Source organism: uncultured Umboniibacter sp. (genome assembly GCF_947497555.1).
Taxonomy (GTDB): Bacteria; Pseudomonadota; Gammaproteobacteria; order Pseudomonadales; family DSM-25080; genus Umboniibacter.
In genome coordinates this window covers 14,383-34,905 of sequence record NZ_CANMGY010000002.1, presented here as the reverse complement: position 1 = coordinate 34,905, position 20,523 = coordinate 14,383, and the positions used below count along the sequence as shown (strand labels likewise).

The following is a 20,523-nucleotide window of genomic DNA, read 5'->3' as shown; positions in this document are numbered from 1 at the left end:
AGAAAACCCGGATAGACGTATAGCAGGACAATGCAAGCAAAGAGACCTATTCCTACGCCGGTATCACCCGGATCAGGTTCAAAGGGTTTGTCATAGACATCTCAGGCTGAGCCACCCCTTAGGTAGTTGATTGATCTCGCAATCAACGGCGAAATCATAACGTTTCAATCGCTCGGTCGCAAGTCAAAGTCACGCTAACTAGAGCGAGTCGTAAACGTCTTCCTTGGCGCACTTGTGGATAGCGCTACCCGGAATTGACCGCCAAGCCACATTGCGCTAATAGCTCAGTAGCCATTCTTGCGTGGTCCCTCTGGGCTGCAACGAGCGAAGTTTGTACGTTGTGACGATGGTCAATGTAGGCTTGCTGTTGGCTTGATATTAATCCCGGAAGGGACGTCTCGATACGAGTAAGGACTTCATTAAGCTCACGCCAAGTTTGTAGTGTTGTGCTCCCAGTTTGCTGGATGTTGTGGTTGAAATAGTGGGTAACAAGCCCGTGAAACCGCCGAGCCTTGCGCGTGGGAGAAGGTTGAAGACAAAGCGGCGCCGCAGCAAGCTGGCTGATAAAGGTCTGGTTGGCAAGTTGATAGTAGGCCAATTCTCGTTGAGCAAATCGTAAGAGATAGCTGGCAGCATTGGAGTGATAAATTTGCCCTAGCAGCACTTCAACGTTACTGGTTGACTGAGAGAAGTCACCGCGAATCCACTGTTCAGAAAACCCTGCTAGTTGTCGAAGCGCGCTCAGGGCCGAGGCAATATTGAGCGCCTCAGTTTGCAAGTTACTGTGGAGTCGGGCCCACTCAGGCCCATTAATCGTTGCCTGATAGATGCTTGCTGGTAATGCTTTTAGCTTATTAGCTCTAAGCAGTTTTAGTTCAGCTGCTAACTCAGGAAACTCCGCTTGAATGATGAGTACGCAGCGAGGGATTTGGTCAATAACGGCTAATTCATAAAGTAGTTTCTGCGACGATTGCTGAAACCTTCCGAGGCCAGAGTTTCGTTCCGCGATGGTCTGATGGAGCTCGCAGGCCTTGAGTTGCCAAAATTCGATCAGGCTCATACTGGGACTATTCTCAGCCATCGGTTCTATGTGTGCTACCACCCAGGTATTAGGTGGGATGATTATTAATTTATTTTCCTTATTTTTGTTAGTGATAGATGTTAATTGTTCAATATAGCTATCCCAATCACTTTCTCTCGACGATTTTTCAGTACATCCTGCAACGAGCGTGAGTAGGAGTGCTACACTAAATCTACGAATGATAATTATTATCACTTGCTTATGTTGTTGATAATCATTATCATTTGGAAAGTTTAAGAAATTCACATCACCACCCATTGGAGAAAACAGTCTTTATGTTAGTACGTAATCAACTGAGCTTAGCGATTAGTTTATTTACAACAGTCGGCTTGGTTCATGCTGCACCCGACCTTCAAAGCGCTAACCTGTATTTAGAAGAAACCACCGTTATTGGTCAAGAAAACCGTACTAAGGACACTTCTTCCTCAGCAATTGTACTGGATGAAGCAGCTTTGGAAATTTTCCATAGCAGAGATATTAACAAGATTCTTTTAGATGCGCCCGGGGTTTACGCGGCGGCTGAGGAAGGGTGGGGCCTTCGTCCTAACATTGGTATTCGTGGTACCGGTACGTCGCGTAGCAGCAAGGTAACCATCCTTGAAGATGGTGTGTTAGTCGCTCCCGCGCCATATTCGAATCCCGAGGCTTATTACTTTCCAACGACCAGCCGCATGGTTGGGGTTGAGGTTCTGAAGGGTTCGCCAATTCTAGAGTATGGCCCAGCGACTATTGGCGGCGTACTGAACCTCGTTTCGGCACAAATTCCTGAAGCGGGTTTTGAGGCCCGCGCTAATGTTGAAGCGGGTTCCTTTGATACCTACCGTGCGTTAGCTAACGTGGGCGGTCACGGTGCTAATGTAGGTTGGATGCTTGAAGCGCAAAACTACCAATCGGGTGGTTTCCAAGACATCGATCGCAGCGATCAAGACACGGGCTTCGATAAGAATGATGTAACGGCTAAGTTCCGAGTGCACAGCGATAATATTCCGGGCAAGGTTTATCATCAGCTTGATGTTAAGTACCAATACGCTGAAGAGACTTCGAACATGTCATACTTCGGTTTGACAGATAGTGATTTCGACGAAGATCCGAATCGCCGCTACGGTCTGACTGAATTAGACGAAATGGATAACAGCCGTGATAGTTACTCAGTAAACTACCAAATTCGACTAACCCCTGGATTTAATGTGAGCGCACTGGCTTATCGTAATGAATTCCAACGCGATTGGTTCAAAGTAGATAAGATCAATGGGGTGTCAGGTAGCTCGATTATGGGCGCGATTAACTCGAATAGTGCGGACGCAGCGCTCTACCGCTCTTGGTTGGATGGAACGGCTGATATCGCCGATATTGATATCAAACATAATAATCGTGCTTATCTTTCAGAGGGCGTCCAGTTAGTAGTCAATGGCATGTTCGAGCTAGGTGGAATGCATCACGACGTTCGTTTTGGTGTTCGCGATCATAGCGACGAAATGGATCGTTTTCAGCCTGTTGAGAGCTACGCGCAGATTAATGGTGAGCTCGTCTTTGTCGATTCTACTGCGGGTAGTGTAACAGGTTCGAATAATCGTATTGAAACTGCCGACGCGCTAGCAATGTGGCTCATTGATGATATTCAAGTGACTGAGGCGCTAAACGTTAATGTTTCGATTCGTAACGAAGATATGGAAGTGAGTCGACGAACCTTTAGCGATAATGATCGAGTCAACGATCCGGCCCGAACAAGCAACGATGCTAACGAGTGGTTATTTGGTACGTCAGCGAGCTATAAGTTGAGTGACGCTTGGACAGTCCTTGGTGGTGTTCAGCAGGGCATGACACCTATTTCAGGTGGCTCCACTAAGCCGGATGCACCGGAGACCTCAACTAACTATGAATTTGGTGCACGCTGGGCAGCGGCAGATACCGAAGTCTCAATGATTGGCTTCTACAGTGATTACGCCAATACCGTGCAGTACTGCTCGAACGCTTATCCGTGTGACAATGGCGATACTCAAGGTTCCTTAAGCTTGGGTGAATCAGAAGTTGTTGGTGTCGAGTTCCGAGCTGATACAACGGCGCAGTTTAATCGTCTCGCCATGCCGATAGGCGTTGCCTATACCTATACTCAGGCCGAAGTAACGGAAGGTGTGAATGGTTCCACGGATGTGAGTGGTGATGAATGGGCCTATATCCCTGCAAATCAGTTGTCGGCAACGGTTGGGCTGGTGGATGGAGCGACGGGGATATCGGGTTACCTTCGCGCTTCATACGTTGAAGGCGCTTGTGTGGAGACTGGTTGCAACCGAATTGGTGATGAGTTTTCACGGCTCGATGATCAGTTTTCTCTTGACGCTTCCGCGCACTACGCAATGACTGACAGAGCGGACTTGTATATGAATATCGACAATCTGCTGGACGAACGCGCCATTGTCTCTCGCAGCCCCTACGGCGCTAGAGCTAACATGCCTCGCTCGTTCACAGTAGGCGTTGACTATAAGTTCTAATTCATTACGCTAGCGCAGATACCCAGGGGCCGCTCAGAGATGAGCGGCCTTTTTTGTAGCGCTAGTTTTCCTCAGTGGGCTCATTTTCATCCGCAGGGTCTTCGACGAGATAACTGGCTAGCACCACTTCTAAATTCTGGTTATCAAAGTCTATAACACCGTCGAGTTCTACGTCTTCCGTGGAGAGCCCCTCTATGAGTGTATCTTCAAGCCCACCATCTAGCAGCCAAGTGTAAAAAGCTTCGGCCATGTTCTCGGAACGATCCCCGATGAAATTAAGAGTTACCTTGCGCATACAAATGTCCTACTAACGTTGTGTTGCTATTGGTTAACACAGCGTAGATGATATTTTCTAAAATGGCTCTATAATCGCAGCTAATAACTATTTATTAAGGGAAAGGGTAGATGACTAAATCGGTAGGAGTCTGGCGTTCGTGGGCGCTGGTAGTAGGTACGATGGTCGGTTCGGGTGTGTTTCTGCTTCCCGCAGTGCTAGCCCCCTATGGCGCGAATAGTCTATGGGGTTGGATGTTTGCCGGGACCGGTACGCTTTTCATCGCTTTGTCGCTAGCATCGCTGGCGAGTCGCTATCCAAAGGTCGGCGGACCTTACGCCTTTACCCGTGAGGCCTTTGGTCCCTTTGTTGGTTTTCTCATTGCCTTTGGCTATTGGATATCACTTTGGAGCGGTGTCTCAGCAGTTGCGATCGCGTTCGCGGGGTATACCGATACGCTGATGGGTGGAAATCTGGGAGCCGTTGGGCAGCTTGCCGTGGCGCTGGGAATCATTGCTATTCTCTGCTTTGTAAATTGCCGAGGTGTTGAATCCGCTAGTGTGGTGCAATTAGTCACAACCTTACTGAAATTAGTACCACTTGTCTTAGTTGGATTTGTGGGCTTTAGCGCAGGGGATTGGGAAGCAGTAGAACCGCTTAACCCGGACAATCAGTCTTCGGTCGCGATGCTATCCTCCATGGCTTTGCTTATTATGTGGGCGTTTATTGGCGTGGAGTCTGCCACGATTCCAGCCGAGGATACCGTTAACCCTCAACGTACTATTCCAATTGCCTTAGTAGTCGGTACTTTGACCGCGACAGCCGTGTATATCTTAGCCACTTACGGTGTTCAGTTGCTGATTCCTGCAGAGCAGTTAGCGGTTTCCACCTCGCCGTTCACCGATGCCGCGCTTATCCTATTTGGGCCTATCGGCGCTTGGCTAATTGGTCTGGGTGCACTGGTGGCCATTGCGGGTGCCCTCAACGCGCTTATTCTTTTTAGCGGGCAGATGACGCTTGCTTTAGCTAAGGATGGTATATTCCCGAAAAGCTTTGCAAGCCTCAACCAACGCGGTGTGCCGACTACGGGTTTATTGACGGCATCGGTGCTCGCTGCAGTGTTCGTAGCAATGAACTATAGCGATGACTTAGTCAGCGCGTTTACCTGGATTATTAAATTATCAACACTGATGGTCATTCTGCCCTATGCAGTTTGCGCGTTAGCTGACTTAGTTCTTCAACGTCGTAATGGCACAATGAAGCCCTTAAAGGTGCTTGTCGCTGTCCTTGCATTGGCCTATGCAATCTTTGCGGTAGTGGGGTCGGGTGCAGAAACCGTGTATTTGGGGGCATTGTTGTTGCTGGCTGGGATGCCACTCTATTTTGCGTTAAAATTTGGCAAACAAAAATAGAGAATATCAAGATGTTTAAACAAGCCATCGTTCGTAAACCTTCTCGTTCAATTAGTGAAGGTTTAACGGGCGCAAGTCTCGGTACGCCGAACTACGATAACGCGGTAGTGCAACACCAAGCATACGTCAGCACCCTAAATGCTTTAGGTCTATCGGTAACTCAACTCCCTGCGCTGAATGAACTAGCCGATGCCACCTTCGTAGAAGATGTGGCATTACTGGTTGATGACGTAGCCGTCCTAACTCGGCCCGGTGCAGCGAGTCGCGAACCTGAAGTCGCCTTCATGAAAGACACAATTAATCAGCTCTTTAGCGAAGTGCACACCATTGTCGCTCCCGGCACGCTTGAGGCAGGCGATATTATGCGTGTTGAGCGTAAACTCTATGTAGGGCTTTCAGCGCGAACCAATGAAGCAGGTGTGGCGCAGTTAAGCGCAATCTTCGCCCCGTATGGTGTAGAGGTAATTAGTGTTGAGATGGCGGAGATGCTGCATCTAAAAACCGGTGTTAACTACCTGAGCAATAACCAAATGCTAGTCTGCGGCGAGTTCGTTAATCACCCGGCCTTTTCTCAATATGAGTGTTTTGAAATACCGATCGGTGAAGAATACGCGGCGAATTCACTGTGGATTAATGGTACGGTAATTGTCCCCTCGGGTTTCGATAAGACGGCAAAATTGGTGGAGCAGCTCGGTTACCCAGTGGTTCGTGTCGATACCTCCGAATTTAGAAAAATTGATGGCGGTCTAAGCTGCCTTAGCTTGCGATTTTAGGAGTTATTATGGGATTTAATACCAAACCAGATTATGAGGGCACGGTAGCGTGGAATCCATTGCGAAGTGACGGTGGTCCACACGGCTTGTCACGCGCTGCGGTACCAGGCGGTTGGCTAGTTGCGTTTAACCCTAATCCGTCTAGTGCTGGTGGTTTGACATTTATGCCGGACCCAACTCATTCGTGGGATGGTAATTCACTAGTGGTGGGCGACGAGTCAACATCGGAAGGCTAATCAAACACTGGCACTACACTGCTAAGAAAGTGCGTGTTAGAGTTAGTGTTAAGCATGTTGCAATTACAATTATAAGAAAGGTTTTTACATGACAGTTTCTCGAGAGCACTTTGGTTCACGCCTAGGGTTCGTCCTAGCAGCGGCAGGTTCAGCCGTTGGTATTGGTAATTTGGTCGGCTTCCCAGTGGCTGCAGCTAAGAACGGCGGCGGTGCATTTCTGTTGGTCTATGCGATCTTTGTCGCGTTCATTTGTCTGCCAATTATGATGGCAGAATTAACCATGGGTAGAACCAGTCAAAAAGATCCCAGCCAAGCTTATTCCTCGCTAGGTGGTTCGGGCCCGGTGTGGGGCTTCGCTGGCGTTATTGGTGTATTAACGCCGTTCATGATTGCCGTGTTCTACTCAGTGATTACCGTCTGGATTTTGGGGTATTTCACCGCAATTATTGGCGGCGACTTAGAATCGCTTGCGGACCCTGCCTATTTTGGCTCGTTTATTTCTAGTGAGGCGGTGTTTGGTTATCTAGCAGTCGTAGGTGTCATTGTTTTTGCGATTCTTGCGGGTGGGGTAAAGGACGGAATTGAACGCGCCGCGAAACTATTAATGCCGGCACTGTTCGTCATGCTCATAGCGATGGTGATCTATACCTTATCGCTTCCTAATGCAATGGCCGGTGTTAGCTTCTATCTGATTCCGGACGTGAGTAAGATCACGCCGTCAGTGATTAGTGGTGCACTTAGCCAGGCTTTTTTCTCGTTGAGTCTGGGTATGGGTATCTTAATTACCTATGGTTCTTATATGGATCGTAATACTGATATAAAGCAAAGTGCTAAGCTGGTGGCGTTGACAGATACTTTGGTAGCATTCAGTGCGGGTTTACTCATTCTACCTGCCATTTTCTCTTTTGATCCGCAGATTAATACCGCAGAGCTATCGGAGTCATCGGTGTCGTTGATGTTTAGTTTCCTGCCGAAGATTTTTGTCGCATTACAGGCTGATGTAGGTGTTTTCTGGGCAAGTACCATTGCCTGCGTATTCTTCTTACTCGTCCTCGTAGCAGCGATTACTAGTTTGGTTTCCATTATTGAGGTGCCTCTTTCAGCGATGAGTGAGCGCCGAGCCATGAATCGTAAGCGCTCAATCGCCTTCATGGTATTGTTACTTGGGGCTTTCGGTGCGGCAGCTTCGATGTCATTTGGCCTGAGTGACTTCTTTACGCAATTCGTATTTTACTCCGGTGCTGATAAGTCACTATTTGACGTCATTTACGACATTTTCTACGACACTATTCTGCCGTTGAACGGCCTGCTCGTATGTCTGTTCGTGATGTACAAGTGGAAGAAGGCGAATTTTCAGAAGGCGCTTCATGAAGGGGCTGCGGATCGAGCAATGTCTTGGTATGACCGATACATGAATTTTGCCTTAAGTGGCTTCATACCATTGGTTCTGGCGGTTATCTTCGTTAATACCGTGTTGACGAAGTTCTTCTCGTAAGATGACGTCGGTTGGCTCTGCTAATTGTCCTCTTTGCCAGAGTGCTAATCTATGTGGAGTTGACCAATCACGTTGTTGGTGTATGAACTACACCGTTGATTCCGCGCGTTTAGAGCGAGCGTTGCTTGAAAGCGTTGAGCCATCGGTTGCACAGATTTGTGTCTGTGAAGCCTGTTTGGCGCGCATCGCTGATTTGATAAATCAACCATGCTCGATTCAACGCGAAGATAAATTGTTACGGACGGATGATGCCAAACTTTAAAGCTTTTGCGACAGCTTGAGTTCGATTTTTAGCGGCGAGCTTTCGGGCAGCATTGCGAAGGTGGAACTTGATTGTATCCGCTGAACGAGCCAGTCTACCGGCCATTTCCTTTTCGGTCATTCCCTGTGCAGCTAAGTGGAGGCATTCCCATTCTTTCTGCGAGAGACCACAGAGCTCAACCTGTTGTTCATCCATCTGGCTTAGTTCAATTAGCTTTTCTAAGAAGCAATGACTGATAATTGAAAGTTCCGAACGATGCTGTTCTACGAACGGTTGTAAGTCTAAACTGCGCTGGGTAAAAAGCACCACGTAGCCCAATGAGTTCAGCGGTTGGTGCAGCGGAACAACCACTCCCTGTTTGATTTCATAGCGCCGAAATATTGCACGAATAAGATCAAAGTCACGACGCTTATGCCAATAGCTTTGAATCCCATCGACATTAAAAGCAAAGGGTTGGCGACTGGTGGATAGATGTTGGATTAAGTCGGCCTGTTGATCAAACCCGAAGCGATTCCACTGTTGAGTATCAAATTCATGCCACCCAAAGCTAGCCATTAGCGTCTGATAAGTGTTTCGCAGGGGACTGAGATCACCGATTTGCGGCTGAAAAATACAATGTTCAAAGCCTTGAGCTAAGCAGTAGTCCTGAAAAATTACGGCCGCCTCTTGAACTGATTGAAACTTAGATAACCGGTGCTGAAAATATGAAAATTGAACCATGATGCTCACTCTAGAGAAAAATTGAGTGGGCATCTTAGGTAGTAGCGTTATCCGTCCGCAACCACCTAAAAGTTTAGCCTTGACTAGTGGACTATGCGGTTAACTCATCGGCCAGGATAAACGCCATTTCTAGCACTTGGTCGGCGTTAAGACGCGGGTCACAGGCGGTTTGATAGCGATTCGGAAGGTCCTCATCACGAAGGTCGGATAAACCACCAATACACTCGGTGACGTGTTGTCCGGTCATCTCTAAATGAATGCCTCCGGCATGAGTGCCTGCGGCTTTATGGATGGCCAAAAACTGTCTAACTTCAGAGAGAATACGATCAAAAGAGCGCGTTTTGAGACCGGTTGAAGAACTATGAGTGTTACCGTGCATAGGGTCTGAACTCCAAAGCACCTTAGCTCCAGCTTGAGTAACACGCTCAACGAGCGGTGGGAGTATCGTCCCGATGTTATCAGCCCCCATTCTTGTTATCAGCGTTAATTTCCCTGGCTCATTTTGAGGGTTGAGCTTATCAATCAGTTGAATGAGCTCATCGGGCGTCATCGAGGGGCCGACTTTCAAGCCAATGGGATTATCGACGCCGGATAGCATTTCTACATGAGCACCAGCCAGCTGTCGGGTTCGGTCGCCAATCCAGAGCATATGACCACTACTAATAAAGTGACGATCATTGTGTTGGCGCATGAGCGAATTTTCGTATTCCAAGTGCAAAGCTTCGTGGGAGGTAAAGAAATCAATCCGACTAAGTGCTGAATCATCGTGGGCCCGGATTCCACAGGCCGCCATAAAGTCCAGGCTCGCCTTCACTTGGGCAGCGATAACACTGTACTGTTTGGCCAAAGCAGAGCGTTCGATGAAGCCTTCGTTCCATTGCTGAACATGGTCTAATGACGCGGTACCACTTGATGCTTGGCTTCGCAGGAGGTTTAACGTTGCCGCCGATTGGAAATAGCATTCGGTAAGTCGCTTTGGATCGGGTTCTCTACTCTGTTTATCGAACGCTAGGCCATTGATCATGTCACCGCGAAATGAGGGAAGGGAGACACCATTGATGGTTTCGGTGTCACGCGATCTTGGTTTCGCAAACTGTCCGGCAATTCGACCGACTTTAACCACGGGTTTACCGGTGCCTTGAGTTAGCACGATTGCCATCTGCAGAAGAATTTTGAACGTAGAAAGGATACCTTGCTGGGAAAAGGCATCAAAGGTCTCGGCGCAATCACCACCCTGGAGAAGAAAGGCTTGGCCATTACAGGCTTTTGCAAGTTGTCCCTTTAACTGCTGGCATTCTTCATAGCTAACTAACGCCGGAGCCGCTGCCAGTTGAGCAGCAGTGTTCGCCAAGGCGTTAGGGTCAGGGTATGTTGCCTGCTGCTGAGCAGGGTATTGGCGCCAGCTATCGGCACTCCAGGATTTAGCCACGTTAATACCTACACTAAATTTCTATTGGTGGCTATTATGCACGAGCACTTGATCTTTTTCATAGCGGATTTCACCAAATAGTAACAGAGGGGATGTGATTGAAATTAATAGAAAACTACCGCTTACCGGCAGTATGGCACCCGGATTATAGTTTTGAGTTCTCATCGAAGCATCGCTTTCCAATGAGTAAGTTTCAATTGTTATACCGTTATCTTGAGTCATCAGAAACATTACACAAAATGCAGCTGCATCAGCCCGATCGTGTTTTGATGAGTGACCTACTTCGAGCCCACGATTGTGAATATGTTGAAGCATTTATCCATAATCGCTTGGATAAGAAAGCCCTAAGACGCTTAGGAGTTCCCTGGAGCGAGGGGCTGCTAAATCGCACACTACTTTCGCCAGCTGGAACGATACGTACGGTGGAGTTGGCGCTTGAGCACGGTGTGTCCTGTCACTTGGCAGGCGGCACCCACCATGCTCACCGAAACTTTGCCTCGGGTTTCTGTATCTTTAATGATATGGCTATCGCGGCACTAAAAGCTGTGGAGAATTGGGGAGTAGAATCGGTGCTAATCTTCGACCTCGATGTCCACCAGGGCGACGGTACTGCGGCGATTCTTCATGATTGTCCAAATATTCATACCGTTAGCATTCACTGCGAGAAGAATTTTCCGGTGCGGAAGCAATCCTCTTCTATCGACATCGGTTTGCCGGTAGGGCTTGGCGATGAAGAGTATCTTGCTATGGTCGATAGTACACTGCAGATGGCGATGAACTCCTTTCAGCCAGATTTAGTCATTTACGACGCGGGAGTCGATGTATTTGTTGACGATCCGCTAGGAAGGTTAAATATCACGGCAGAGGGGCTTCGACAGCGTGAGCGCAACGTCTTAGGGGCGTTATATGGGGAGGTGCCTATCGCGACGGTGATTGGTGGTGGCTATGACGATGATCGAGAGGCGTTAAGTATTCGCCATGCAATGGTAGTCGAATCTGCCTTGGAGCTATGGGAGCGAGACGTTTAAATTGTCAGGGTAGTAGCGAGGTTAAGTTATCCGATAGCTCAGTTTACATGGAATCTTCGTTCGCAGCATCCTGCTTCATTTTCTCGTCCTCTTCGATTAAGCGAAGAATCTCATCAATTGTTGCTCGAAAACGGCTATTTTCAGGACGCGCAATGCTTGTGAAGCGTTTGATAACCACCCCATCCGCGTTGACTAGGTACTTGTAAAAATTCCATCTTGGCTCTCCGAACTCTACTGCGAGATCCGCATAAAGGGGAGAAGGATTTGGCCCGGTCACTATGGTCTTTTCGAACATCGGAAAGGTGACGTTAAAATTTGTGGTACAAAAGCTCTGAATCTCGTCTTCATCCGCTGGCTCCTGATTTAAGAAATCGTTAGACGGAAAGCCAAAAATCATCAACCCGCGACTGGCATAGTCCTGATACAGGGATTCGAGTTCCTCGTATTGAGGCGTGAACGCGCATTCTGAGGCGGTATTAACGATTAAGTAGAGTTTCGCAGGGTAATCGTGACAGAGATTACGGACGTCGTCCGAGGCGAGTAGACGAACATTTTGGTCCAGTATCCCACATTCGCTCTCGGCATGGGCGGAGGTGCCGAATGCGGAACAGGCAATGATCAACCAAAAAACAAGGGACTTAACGCTAGTCACGAACTCACCAATAAAAAATTTTAAAGGCTAATGTTATAGAGCTCTCAGTACCTTTTCCCTTGCGGATTATGCCTAAGTCATCGTCGGTTTGGATGAAGTGATAAGGGTTATTAATGCTTGGTATTCTGTTTAACTACGCCGTTTAATATATTCAGCCGGATTTCCTCCCACTACGGTATAGGGTGGGACATCTTTCGTGATGACGCTATGCATCGCCACTACGGCGCCATCGCCAATGGTTACACCATCAACAATGCCTACCTGCGCGCCGATCCATACGTCTTTGCCTATCGTGATCCCTATCGACGAAACTGGCTGATCTCGGACTAGACGCTCTGCAGCGATACCGTGATTAAAGGCGTAAATTGAGCAGTTGTTAGCAATACGGGTATTGTCTCCAATGCGAATCCCTCCAGCGCCTCCATCAAGAGAGCAGGCGTGATTGATGCCAACATTTCGGCCGATAGTAATAGGTCCGTGAAGAAAGCAGTCGGCGCCGATGTGGCTATTTGCCGAGATAGAAATGTCACGGCCTGGTTCCGCGAAAAGATTAGCGGTATCTGCAATGAAGCATTGCTCGGAAAAGCGTACCGTTTCGACTTCAGCCAATGTACGTTGGATTTCATCCTGCCAGGGCTTAGCCCAAATTAGGTGTTTAGGCTTTAGGCGGTAGTAGAGCCAAGGCATATGATTAAGCCGGGCTTTATGTTGAGCTATATAGTCTGGCATCTTTATTTATACCGTTATCTTTAGTGCTGAATTTTCGATCAGTTTGGCCTAGCGAATACGCCAGGGACAAGAGACCTATGCTAACGCAGCTTGATCGTGATAGGTATCGGCAACACGTCGCCAAAGTACCACGCCAACCATTGGTTGGCGCAGCATTCATAGGCGCAAGGCCTAAGCTAATTTGGCAAAACCAGGTCGAGTAAGGTTTACAGGCTTGTTATCTTTCATAACGACGGTGTCTTCTATGCGAACACCACCATACGGCCGTAGCCATTCAACACGTTCTTGGTTGATCACGTTTGCTTCGCCGTGCTGGGCGAGGAGTTGGTCAATGACGTAGCAGCCGGGCTCGATAGTGAACACCATTCCTTCGGTGATGTCTCGACGTAAACGAAGGAAAGGGTGGCCATCTGAGGTATCCGCTTTCGTGCCGTGATGATCTATCTGATGACCAGCAACATCGTGAGTTTGAAGTCCTATCAAGTGTCCTAAGCCGTGGGGGAAGAAGGCTTTAGTGACGCCGTTAGCCACCGCTTCATCCGCCGAGCAGTTAATGAGCTTAAAATCCTCTAAAACGTTAGCAAGGCGAATATGCATATCGTAGTGATAGTCGGCGTAAGCCTGCCCGACGGCGAGTGAATCGATCAGCGCGAGCTGTTCGCTATCGATCCTATCAATGAATTGTTGAAACTCACTGTGCCCCGGTGCAGACCAGGTTCGTGTGATATCTGCGACGTAACCATGGTGACGCGCCCCAGCGTCAATCAAGAAGGCGATTGACTGTTCCGGTGCAGTGGTTTCGTATTTGTCGTAATGCAACACTGCGCCATGATTATTGAGGGCCACAATACTACTGTAGGGGAGGGATGATTCAGGGCCTCCCATTGCTAATAAATATTGATTGTGAATATCGATCTCTGACGCGCCGGCTAAGAATGCATCGCGCGCGGCTAAGTGAGATTTGGCGGCAATTTCGTTGGCGGTGGTGAGCAGTTCTATCTCCCAAGCAGTTTTTTCTGCGCGGTCATAGTGCAAGTAGGCCAATAAATCATCGGGGTTAGTGGTTTCAAACCCCCACTGGATTGGCATATGCGGAGTATCGCCAAGCCATGCGCACTGTTTGTAGTCGGCCAGTAACTGTTCGGCCTGCGCTAAGTTCGGCACTGAGGTGGTCTCGAATAGCTCCAGCCATGGGCCTTGGCTTAACTGTGGTTGAGTATGCCAAAAGTCGTCGGCTTGCAGGACAATCAATAGCGGCTTCTTACCGGGCTTAAAGGCCACAAAGCTATCTGGGCAATCGGTCATCGGTACCCAATAGGCAAAATGAGGATTGACTTTATAGGGATAACTTTGATCGTCGAGATAGATTTTCTGAGGTGATCCTGAATGAATCACAACTCCGTCGTATTGGGTGGCGTTGAGCGCATTACTCAAGCGCTGCTCGATGATTTTGAAATGATCGTTGTACAAGCTCATATTGGCCTTCTTTGGATTAATTAGCGGATAGGAACCTGCTGAAGCTGTTCGAGGGTTCGCTGGTAAATTTCGTAGAAGTCGACATCCGCACCACCTTCAGCACGCCGAGAGATGAGTGTAGACGGGAAGACACAGGGTGTCTGTTCACGCTGGCATAATGCTCGACTCTTACCTTTGTCGTCCTCATAGGAGGCCCAGCGAAAATTGTTATAGGTGGCTTCCTGAAGTAGATCACCCATATAGATACCAATTGCTTGCATCAGCCGACGATCGGTAGAATCAATTCGATCCTCATCGTAAAGCCGTTGAAAGGTCTTTAAATCATATTCGTTGCCATTTAGCCAAGTACCCGCGGCAGAAATCTCTGCCTTCAAGTAGTCGCGCTGCGCAGCTAAATATTGCTGCATGATGGTAGAGGGCACTTTGATCTCTACATCCTCATCAGCGATGACCGTGCTCGCGATTGGGATGGTTAAAAGAAGGAATAGAGCTAATGTCCGCACGATTTAATCCTCTTGGATAAACTGGGTTGTGTTTGAAAGCTATTCTAACCCAGAAAGCGATGTTGAGTAGCATTAATTGGGTGATCTCACCTAGTTGTTTTGCCGTACCATTGCGCTATAGTGTTGGCACAATAATCAGCTAGTCCGATTTAAGGAACAATATGAATCTTCGCGTAGTAGTGATTCCCGTTACGCTCTACCAGCAAAATTGTAGCTTGCTCATCTGCACGGAAACTAACAAAGCAGCGTTAGTGGATCCCGGCGGTGACGTCAACAAACTCTATGCTGCGGTCGAGAAGGAAGGCGTAAACATAGAAAAGGTTTTACTCACACATGGTCATCTCGATCACTGTTCTGCAGCGCGTAATGTGGCGGATCACTTCCAGGTGGAAATTGAAGGGCCCCATAAGGCGGATCAATTCTGGATTGACCAATTACCTTTGCAGTGTGCCCAAGCGGGTTTTCCAGCGGTAACGGTTTTCCGCCCGGATCGATATCTTGAAGATCGAGACCAAGTTACGGTCGGAAATCTCACTTTAGACGTATACCATTGCCCTGGGCATACCCCCGGCCATGTTGTTTTTCACTCCCAACCCAACCAGCTAGCCTGGGTTGGTGACGTTATTTTTAAAGGTTCAATTGGGCGAACTGACTTCCCCCAAAGTGACCATCAAGCACTCATTGATAGTATTCGCGAAAAGCTATTTAAGCTTGACGATGCTACCCAGTTTATTCCGGGCCATGGCCCAACTTCTACCTTCGGCGCTGAGCGCGCTACTAACCCGTTTGTAGCTGATGCTCGCTACCGTTAATTTGAGGACGTCCTGATGAATAAGTTAAGTTATGCATTTATCGCCATTCTCGTTGCCCTGTCTTCCTACTCATTTGCTGAAGAGTCCGCAGATGAATCTTGGGATATCGAGGGCGACAATGGAGGTGAGCTAAGTCGAATTCAGTTTACCACTGATGAAGGAACTTGGATGAACGTAGATGTTTCACCCCAGGGCGACTTAGTTGTGTTCGACCTATTGGGTGATATTTACGTCATGCCGATTAGTGGCGGCAAGGCGACAGCCTTAACTCAAGGCAGGGCGCTTGACATTCAACCGCGGTTTTCGCCAGACGGTGAATGGGTGAGCTTTACGTCTGATAGGAACGGTGCGGATAATATTTGGATAATGAGAACTGATGGAAGTGACGCGCGCGCTATTTCCAATGAAGACTTTCGCCTTCTCAATAACGCCTGGTGGCACCCAGAGGGTGATTACCTAGTAGCGCGTAAGCACTTTACTGGAACCCGTTCGCTGGGGGCTGGTGAAATGTGGCTCTACCATGTGAATGGTGGCGATGGCATCCAGCTTACCGAACGGAGAAACGAACAGCAGGATTCCGGAGAGCCGGCATTTTCCCCGGATGGCCGTTATGTGTACTTCTCCGAAGATACTACTCGTGGCCCCTATTTCCAGTATAACAAAGATGCGAATGGTGAGATTTATCAGATCCAACAGCTCGATATGGAAACGGGAGAATTGGCTACTCTGATAAGTGGTTATGGTGGTTCTGCGCGACCAAGTCCATCACCAGACGGTAAATATATTGCCTTCGTTCGTCGTCACCGCGGCGATACTCAACTCTGGCTATACGAGCGCGAGTCCGGTAGGCAGTTTGAGGTATACGGTGAGTTAGAGCATGATCAACAGGAGGCTTGGGCTATCTTCGGTGTGTACCCGAATATTAGCTGGACTCCGGACGCTGAATCGCTTCTATTTTGGGCTGGAGGCAAGATTAAGCGTCTAGAAGTAGCTTCGGGCGATGTCGCCGAGGTTCCTTTCTCGGTTGATGTGGATATGCCCATAGTGAGTGCTGTCGAACACCAGTTTGCCATCCCAGAAGGGCAGTTTGACGCAGAGATGATTCGCGATGTCACGACTTCACCTGACGGTTCTAAGGTGGTATTTCACGCTGCAGGATTTCTCTGGATTAGTGATGCGGATAGCGGCGAGGCAAAGCGTTTGACTCGTTCTACCGATTTCGAATATCAACCTAGCTTCTCTCCGGACGGCGATCGTGTCATCTTCGTAGCCTGGAACGACGAAGATCTAGGAGCAGTTCGAAGCGTCAATCTTCGTGGCCGCTCTATGAAAACCTTGACTCAACGCCCCGGCTACTACGCTAACCCAACTTATTCACTAGATGGTGATTTTATTGCCTACGAGCGAACATCGGGCAATGATCTGCTTGGTTATGTTCACGGTGTGGATACGGGAATCTATATCGCTGAAGATGACGGTGATGAAGCTTTTAAAGTGAGTACCCATGGCCGCCGGCCACAATTCGATGCCAGCGGAAGCGGTATCTACTTCCTAGATGGGTATGGTTTACAGAAGCAGTTCATGTGGCGGAGTCTTCAAGGTGGTGAAGAGCGTAATATCTTCGATCTTAAATATGTTAATGATATCAAACTAAGCCCTGCACGTGATTTTGTAGCGTTTACGGAGTTATTCACAGCTTATGTTGCTCCGCTACCGTCTATTGGTAAGGCGATTCAACTAAGCCGAAATACAACGGCTATTCCCGTTGATCAAGTGGCTGAGAATAGCGGCAGTTCATTACATTGGAGCCGCTCTGGCGAGCAGCTTCATTGGATGACGGGTAATTCATACCACAGTGCAGCGCTGAGTACATTACTAGACGATGGGGACGCCGAACCCTCTCAGCTGACCTTGTCCGCTACCATGGAGGTAGCAGCCCCAACTAAGCAATATGCTTTAGTGGGAGCACGTGTCATCACTGGTCGTCAAGGTGAAGTGCTAGAAGAGGCTACGGTACTTATCGATGGCAATAAAATTGCTGGAGTTGTTGCGGAAGCAGATATCCCGTCTGATTATCAGCGTATTGATGTTACCGGCAAAACTATTATTCCTGGCTTAGTTGATGCACATGCTCATGCGCAACATTTCTACGGCGGTGTTTCGCCGCAGTCCAATTGGGCTTATCTAGCGAATTTAGCCTACGGTGTTACCACTATACAGGACCCTTCAGCGAGTACTGAATTCGTCTTTGGTCAGGCGGAGATGGTTCGCAGTGGATCGATGTTAGGTCCTCGCGTCTATTCAACTGGTTCAATTTTATATGGTGCAGATGGCGACTTTAAAGCCGAAATCAATTCGCTTGCCGATGCAAGAACTCATCTATCACGCCTGAAAGCAGTGGGTGCTACCTCAGTTAAAAGTTATAACCAACCGCGTCGTGATCAGCGTCAGCAGGTGAATCAGGCTGCTCGTGAACTTGGTCTGTTAGTGGTAATGGAAGGTGGATCGACTTTCTACCATAACCTTTCAATGATTCTTGATGGAGCTACCGGTATCGAACACAACATTCCGGTAGCACCGCTTTACCGAGACATGGAAGTGCTTTGGCAGAACACCAATGTGGGTTATACCCCCACGCTAGTGGTAAGTTACGGTGGCATGAGCGGCGAGTTTTACTGGTATCAACATGATGATGTCTTTGATGCTGAACCATTACGCCAGTTTGTCCCTAATGATTGGTTAGATGCTAGATCCCTCCGTCGTCAGAAGACGCCTGAGTTTGATTATTATCACGTTCAGGTCTCGGAAGCTGTCAATCGTATTAAATCTACGGGTGTTTCAGTACAGGTAGGTGGCCACGGTCAAATGCAGGGTTTAGCTATGCATTGGGAGATGTGGAACTTGGGTCTAGGTGGAATGACACCGCTTGATATCATTCACAGCGCCACCTTATCTGGTGCAGAATATTTAGGCTTAGACGCTCACATTGGTAGTGTTGAGACGGGTAAATTAGCAGACTTGGTCATTCTTGAAGATAATCCGCTAGAAGATATTCGTCATTCCGACTCAATGTCGATGGTGGTAATCAACGGAGAGCTTCGTCAGGTCAATGATTTATCCAATCTGTTACAGGACGGTGAGAGCGCGCCAACCGTTTGGCACCGCAGAGAAGGTGCGGTTGCATCACCAACGAATACACGAACTCATTCACACTAATTGAAATAATAAAAAACATCGACGCCAGCTGCATCCATTTGCCGCTGGCGTCCGTCTATTTAAGGGAATAGAACGTTAATCTTTAAGGGAATTCTTATTATGCGTAAGCTAGTTAGTGCACTGACACTCTTTGCAGCAACGGTCACCTTTGCAGACGTAACCGAGCGTCATGTTGATCTTGATGATTTTGATGTCATAAACCTCAAGGGCAACATCGATGTGAGTGTGACTCAAGCCGATGAATATTCCGTCATCGTCGAAACGGAAGACGATTGGCAGCAGTGGGTCATGGTTGAGGTAGATGGCGATACATTGACACTACGTATGGATCCAAGGCGCCCAACGGGATTTTTCGGTGACGATCATGATGTCGAAGTCTACGTCGCTATGCCTCAGATAGAGGAAGTCTTCATTCAAGGCTCGGGAGAGGTCTATGCCGAGACGATTGAGGCGGATGATCTTGAATTACGTATTGATGGAAGCGGTGATATCGTAGTTTCGGCCATCGTCGCCACGAATTTGGATGTAGCGGTTAACGGCTCTGGGGATATCAAGCTCGCGGCAGTTGGTGCGGAAGATGCTCGAATTAAAGTATCGGGGTCTGGCGATGTAAAGATTTCTGAGATCAACGCTTTGACTATCGATAGTGTTATTCGCGGTTCGGGCGATATCAAGTTGGCCGGTGCAGTTGACGGTACCGTTATTGAAATCTATGGTTCAGGTGACTTCGACGGCCGCTTTTTAGAAGTAGGTGATACAGAAGTTACTATTTTCGGTTCTGGCGATGTATGGTTAAATGCTAACTCCATTGCGCGTCAGTCTATTCGCGGTAGTGGAGATGTTCATTTAACTCGCCATTAATTACCTTGGAGCTCAGCCGGTGCTAACTGATAACAGTCACGATAATTTTGAAATCTTTCTTCAGCAGGTCGTTTCGACTGGATCGGTATGGACGCTTAAAAATGACGAGGGCTTCGCCGTTGTGGGATCTGAACGATTTCCAGATGGTGAGGTCATCCCTTTTTGGAGTGAGAAATCATTTGTCGAGGCAGTGCTGAGCGATGACTGGGAATCATTCGAAGTTGTGGAGATCGCGCTAGAAGGCTTCGTAGAAGAGTGGCTTGAAGGTATGCATGAAGATGAATTCTTAGTAGGTATCAACTGGACCGAAGATTTAGAAGGTGTAGAAATAGAGCCAATGGATCTAGCAGACCAGATTGATAGCCTGCTAGATGACATTGAATAGCAACTAGGTGTTCGGCCCCAAATAGCGACAGCCAGAGGTACAAGTTTCTTTAATCTCAACGCGGCTAAGCAACGGTAGGGTGGGTTGGAGTTTTTCCCAAATCCACTCTGCTAACACTTCACTGGTTGGATTCTCCAAACCAGGAATGTCATTCAGATAGTAGTGGTCTAACTGGTCATAAATTGGCTTGAACGCTTTTTTAATATCACCGAAATCAATCACCCATCCCATTACAGGGTCTACAGGACCTTCTACCACGATCCGAACCATAAACGAATGGCCATGCAAGCGTGCACATTTATGTCCCTCTGGTACGTTAGGGAGGCGGTGAGCCGCTTCGAAGGTGAATTCTTTAAATAGTTCCATGGGAGTCTCCGTGTCGATATGAGCGCATCCTAATCTTTTGTTGATTGAAAATAAAGCAGTTGACCACTGATAGGCCAATTTGCCCTCTCGTCTTATATCTTCCTGTTAAATGTGATGAACCTCTCATTTCTTGTCTTAGCTGTAAGTTAACACTCTAAAATTGACTATCTTTCACTTATTGATGAAGGACAAGATGGTCCATGATCAATGGGTTACTCCTAGGTAACCCGAGCTGATTAGTGGAGGTTAGTGTCTCCTAAATAGAGTAAGCAATCAGTGTTTTCTAACTGAAGCCGCTAAAAACTACTCTAGCTAACGCGTTAA

At 48.0% G+C, this 20,523-nt stretch carries 20 protein-coding genes and 1 riboswitch; of the genes, 11 read left to right on the top strand and 9 right to left on the bottom strand.

Features of this window, described 5'->3' with window-relative positions:
* Positions 1 to 32: 32 nt before the first annotated feature.
* Positions 33 to 129, bottom strand: a riboswitch (TPP riboswitch).
* A gap of 115 nt (positions 130 to 244) precedes the next feature.
* On the bottom strand, positions 245 to 1,060 hold the full coding sequence (locus Q0698_RS02930) for a DUF3080 family protein (protein ID WP_298633576.1): 816 nt from the start codon (positions 1,058 to 1,060) through the stop codon (positions 245 to 247).
* Between the two features lie 296 nt (positions 1,061 to 1,356).
* Between Q0698_RS02930 and Q0698_RS02925 the strand changes: the two genes are divergently transcribed.
* Positions 1,357 to 3,570, top strand: coding sequence for a TonB-dependent receptor (locus Q0698_RS02925; protein WP_298633574.1), 2,214 nt, complete (start codon positions 1,357 to 1,359; stop codon positions 3,568 to 3,570).
* Between the two features lie 61 nt (positions 3,571 to 3,631).
* Here the strand turns inward: Q0698_RS02925 and Q0698_RS02920 are convergent, their stop codons facing one another.
* Complete coding sequence (locus Q0698_RS02920; RefSeq protein ID WP_298633573.1) at positions 3,632 to 3,865, bottom strand: hypothetical protein; 234 nt, start codon at positions 3,863 to 3,865, stop codon at positions 3,632 to 3,634.
* A gap of 110 nt (positions 3,866 to 3,975) precedes the next feature.
* On the opposite strand from Q0698_RS02920, the gene Q0698_RS02915 reads away from it, so the two are divergent.
* The 5 genes from Q0698_RS02915 to Q0698_RS13325 all read left to right on the top strand — a co-directional run bounded on the left by Q0698_RS02915 (position 3,976) and on the right by Q0698_RS13325 (position 8,022).
* Complete coding sequence (locus tag Q0698_RS02915) at positions 3,976 to 5,256, top strand: amino acid permease (RefSeq protein WP_298633571.1); 1,281 nt, start codon at positions 3,976 to 3,978, stop codon at positions 5,254 to 5,256.
* Between the two features lie 11 nt (positions 5,257 to 5,267).
* Positions 5,268 to 6,029 carry an arginine deiminase family protein gene (locus Q0698_RS02910; RefSeq protein WP_298633569.1) on the top strand — a complete coding sequence of 254 codons (762 nt, stop codon included), beginning with the start codon at positions 5,268 to 5,270 and terminating at the stop codon, positions 6,027 to 6,029.
* A gap of 8 nt (positions 6,030 to 6,037) precedes the next feature.
* Positions 6,038 to 6,265, top strand: a complete 228-nt coding sequence (locus Q0698_RS02905) for a hypothetical protein (protein ID WP_298633567.1) — start codon at positions 6,038 to 6,040, stop codon at positions 6,263 to 6,265.
* 88 nt (positions 6,266 to 6,353) lie between these two features.
* Positions 6,354 to 7,760, top strand: a complete 1,407-nt coding sequence (locus Q0698_RS02900; RefSeq protein ID WP_298633565.1) for a sodium-dependent transporter — start codon at positions 6,354 to 6,356, stop codon at positions 7,758 to 7,760.
* Position 7,761: 1 nt separating this feature from the next.
* Positions 7,762 to 8,022, top strand: a complete 261-nt coding sequence (locus tag Q0698_RS13325) for a cysteine-rich CWC family protein (RefSeq protein ID WP_366140258.1) — start codon at positions 7,762 to 7,764, stop codon at positions 8,020 to 8,022.
* Here Q0698_RS13325 and Q0698_RS02895 read toward each other — a convergent pair.
* A complete protein-coding gene (locus tag Q0698_RS02895; RefSeq protein WP_298633563.1) occupies positions 7,996 to 8,742 on the bottom strand; it encodes a helix-turn-helix transcriptional regulator in 747 nt (248 codons plus the stop codon). The two genes, Q0698_RS13325 and Q0698_RS02895, sit on opposite strands and share 27 nt — an antisense overlap.
* Before the next feature lie 91 nt (positions 8,743 to 8,833).
* Positions 8,834 to 10,171 (bottom strand): class II 3-deoxy-7-phosphoheptulonate synthase, encoded by a 1,338-nt coding sequence (locus Q0698_RS02890; RefSeq protein ID WP_298633561.1) that lies wholly within the window; start codon positions 10,169 to 10,171, stop codon positions 8,834 to 8,836.
* Positions 10,172 to 10,269: 98 nt separating this feature from the next.
* On the opposite strand from Q0698_RS02890, the gene Q0698_RS02885 reads away from it, so the two are divergent.
* Positions 10,270 to 11,199, top strand: a complete 930-nt coding sequence (locus Q0698_RS02885; RefSeq protein WP_298633559.1) for a histone deacetylase — start codon at positions 10,270 to 10,272, stop codon at positions 11,197 to 11,199.
* Positions 11,200 to 11,242: 43 nt separating this feature from the next.
* Here the strand turns inward: Q0698_RS02885 and Q0698_RS02880 are convergent, their stop codons facing one another.
* The 4 genes from Q0698_RS02880 to Q0698_RS02865 form a co-directional block, all read right to left on the bottom strand.
* On the bottom strand, positions 11,243 to 11,851 hold the full coding sequence (locus Q0698_RS02880; RefSeq protein ID WP_298633557.1) for a glutathione peroxidase: 609 nt from the start codon (positions 11,849 to 11,851) through the stop codon (positions 11,243 to 11,245).
* Positions 11,852 to 11,980: 129 nt separating this feature from the next.
* Complete coding sequence (locus tag Q0698_RS02875; RefSeq protein ID WP_298633555.1) at positions 11,981 to 12,580, bottom strand: acyltransferase; 600 nt, start codon at positions 12,578 to 12,580, stop codon at positions 11,981 to 11,983.
* Positions 12,581 to 12,751: 171 nt separating this feature from the next.
* The gene (gene pepQ / locus Q0698_RS02870; protein ID WP_298633552.1) at positions 12,752 to 14,056 is read right to left on the bottom strand and encodes a Xaa-Pro dipeptidase; all 1,305 of its coding nucleotides are present in this window, start codon (positions 14,054 to 14,056) and stop codon (positions 12,752 to 12,754) included.
* A 20-nt stretch (positions 14,057 to 14,076) separates the two neighbouring features.
* Positions 14,077 to 14,559 carry a DUF3806 domain-containing protein gene (locus Q0698_RS02865; protein WP_298633550.1) on the bottom strand — a complete coding sequence of 161 codons (483 nt, stop codon included), beginning with the start codon at positions 14,557 to 14,559 and terminating at the stop codon, positions 14,077 to 14,079.
* A 161-nt stretch (positions 14,560 to 14,720) separates the two neighbouring features.
* Between Q0698_RS02865 and Q0698_RS02860 the strand changes: the two genes are divergently transcribed.
* From Q0698_RS02860 to Q0698_RS02845, 4 genes are all read left to right on the top strand, one after another.
* The gene (locus tag Q0698_RS02860; protein WP_298633548.1) at positions 14,721 to 15,371 is read left to right on the top strand and encodes an MBL fold metallo-hydrolase; all 651 of its coding nucleotides are present in this window, start codon (positions 14,721 to 14,723) and stop codon (positions 15,369 to 15,371) included.
* A 15-nt stretch (positions 15,372 to 15,386) separates the two neighbouring features.
* Positions 15,387 to 18,587 (top strand): amidohydrolase family protein, encoded by a 3,201-nt coding sequence (locus Q0698_RS02855; protein ID WP_298633546.1) that lies wholly within the window; start codon positions 15,387 to 15,389, stop codon positions 18,585 to 18,587.
* Positions 18,588 to 18,686: 99 nt separating this feature from the next.
* Positions 18,687 to 19,448, top strand: coding sequence for a DUF2807 domain-containing protein (locus Q0698_RS02850; protein WP_298633544.1), 762 nt, complete (start codon positions 18,687 to 18,689; stop codon positions 19,446 to 19,448).
* Positions 19,449 to 19,467: 19 nt separating this feature from the next.
* Positions 19,468 to 19,833 (top strand): DUF2750 domain-containing protein, encoded by a 366-nt coding sequence (locus tag Q0698_RS02845; protein WP_298633542.1) that lies wholly within the window; start codon positions 19,468 to 19,470, stop codon positions 19,831 to 19,833.
* A gap of 3 nt (positions 19,834 to 19,836) precedes the next feature.
* On the opposite strand, the gene queD is transcribed toward Q0698_RS02845, so the two are convergent.
* The gene (gene queD, locus Q0698_RS02840) at positions 19,837 to 20,199 is read right to left on the bottom strand and encodes a 6-carboxytetrahydropterin synthase QueD (RefSeq protein WP_298633540.1); all 363 of its coding nucleotides are present in this window, start codon (positions 20,197 to 20,199) and stop codon (positions 19,837 to 19,839) included.
* Between the last annotated feature and the right edge of the window lie 324 nt (positions 20,200 to 20,523).

Excerpts from the sequence above, each read along its gene's own strand:
- Q0698_RS02930 (WP_298633576.1), bottom strand. The coding sequence starts at position 1,060 with ATGAGCCTGATCGAATTTTGGCAACTCAAGGCCTGCGAGCTCCATCAG.
- Q0698_RS02925 (WP_298633574.1), top strand. The coding sequence starts at position 1,357 with ATGTTAGTACGTAATCAACTGAGCTTAGCGATTAGTTTATTTACAACA.
- Q0698_RS02920 (WP_298633573.1), bottom strand. The coding sequence starts at position 3,865 with ATGCGCAAGGTAACTCTTAATTTCATCGGGGATCGTTCCGAGAACATG.
- Q0698_RS02915 (WP_298633571.1), top strand. The coding sequence starts at position 3,976 with ATGACTAAATCGGTAGGAGTCTGGCGTTCGTGGGCGCTGGTAGTAGGT.
- Q0698_RS02910 (WP_298633569.1), top strand. The coding sequence starts at position 5,268 with ATGTTTAAACAAGCCATCGTTCGTAAACCTTCTCGTTCAATTAGTGAA.
- Q0698_RS02905 (WP_298633567.1), top strand. The coding sequence starts at position 6,038 with ATGGGATTTAATACCAAACCAGATTATGAGGGCACGGTAGCGTGGAAT.
- Q0698_RS02900 (WP_298633565.1), top strand. The coding sequence starts at position 6,354 with ATGACAGTTTCTCGAGAGCACTTTGGTTCACGCCTAGGGTTCGTCCTA.
- Q0698_RS13325 (WP_366140258.1), top strand. The coding sequence starts at position 7,762 with ATGACGTCGGTTGGCTCTGCTAATTGTCCTCTTTGCCAGAGTGCTAAT.
- Q0698_RS02895 (WP_298633563.1), bottom strand. The coding sequence starts at position 8,742 with ATGGTTCAATTTTCATATTTTCAGCACCGGTTATCTAAGTTTCAATCA.
- Q0698_RS02875 (WP_298633555.1), bottom strand. The coding sequence starts at position 12,580 with ATGCCAGACTATATAGCTCAACATAAAGCCCGGCTTAATCATATGCCT.
- pepQ (WP_298633552.1), bottom strand. The coding sequence starts at position 14,056 with ATGAGCTTGTACAACGATCATTTCAAAATCATCGAGCAGCGCTTGAGT.
- Q0698_RS02860 (WP_298633548.1), top strand. The coding sequence starts at position 14,721 with ATGAATCTTCGCGTAGTAGTGATTCCCGTTACGCTCTACCAGCAAAAT.
- Q0698_RS02855 (WP_298633546.1), top strand. The coding sequence starts at position 15,387 with ATGAATAAGTTAAGTTATGCATTTATCGCCATTCTCGTTGCCCTGTCT.
- Q0698_RS02850 (WP_298633544.1), top strand. The coding sequence starts at position 18,687 with ATGCGTAAGCTAGTTAGTGCACTGACACTCTTTGCAGCAACGGTCACC.
- queD (WP_298633540.1), bottom strand. The coding sequence starts at position 20,199 with ATGGAACTATTTAAAGAATTCACCTTCGAAGCGGCTCACCGCCTCCCT.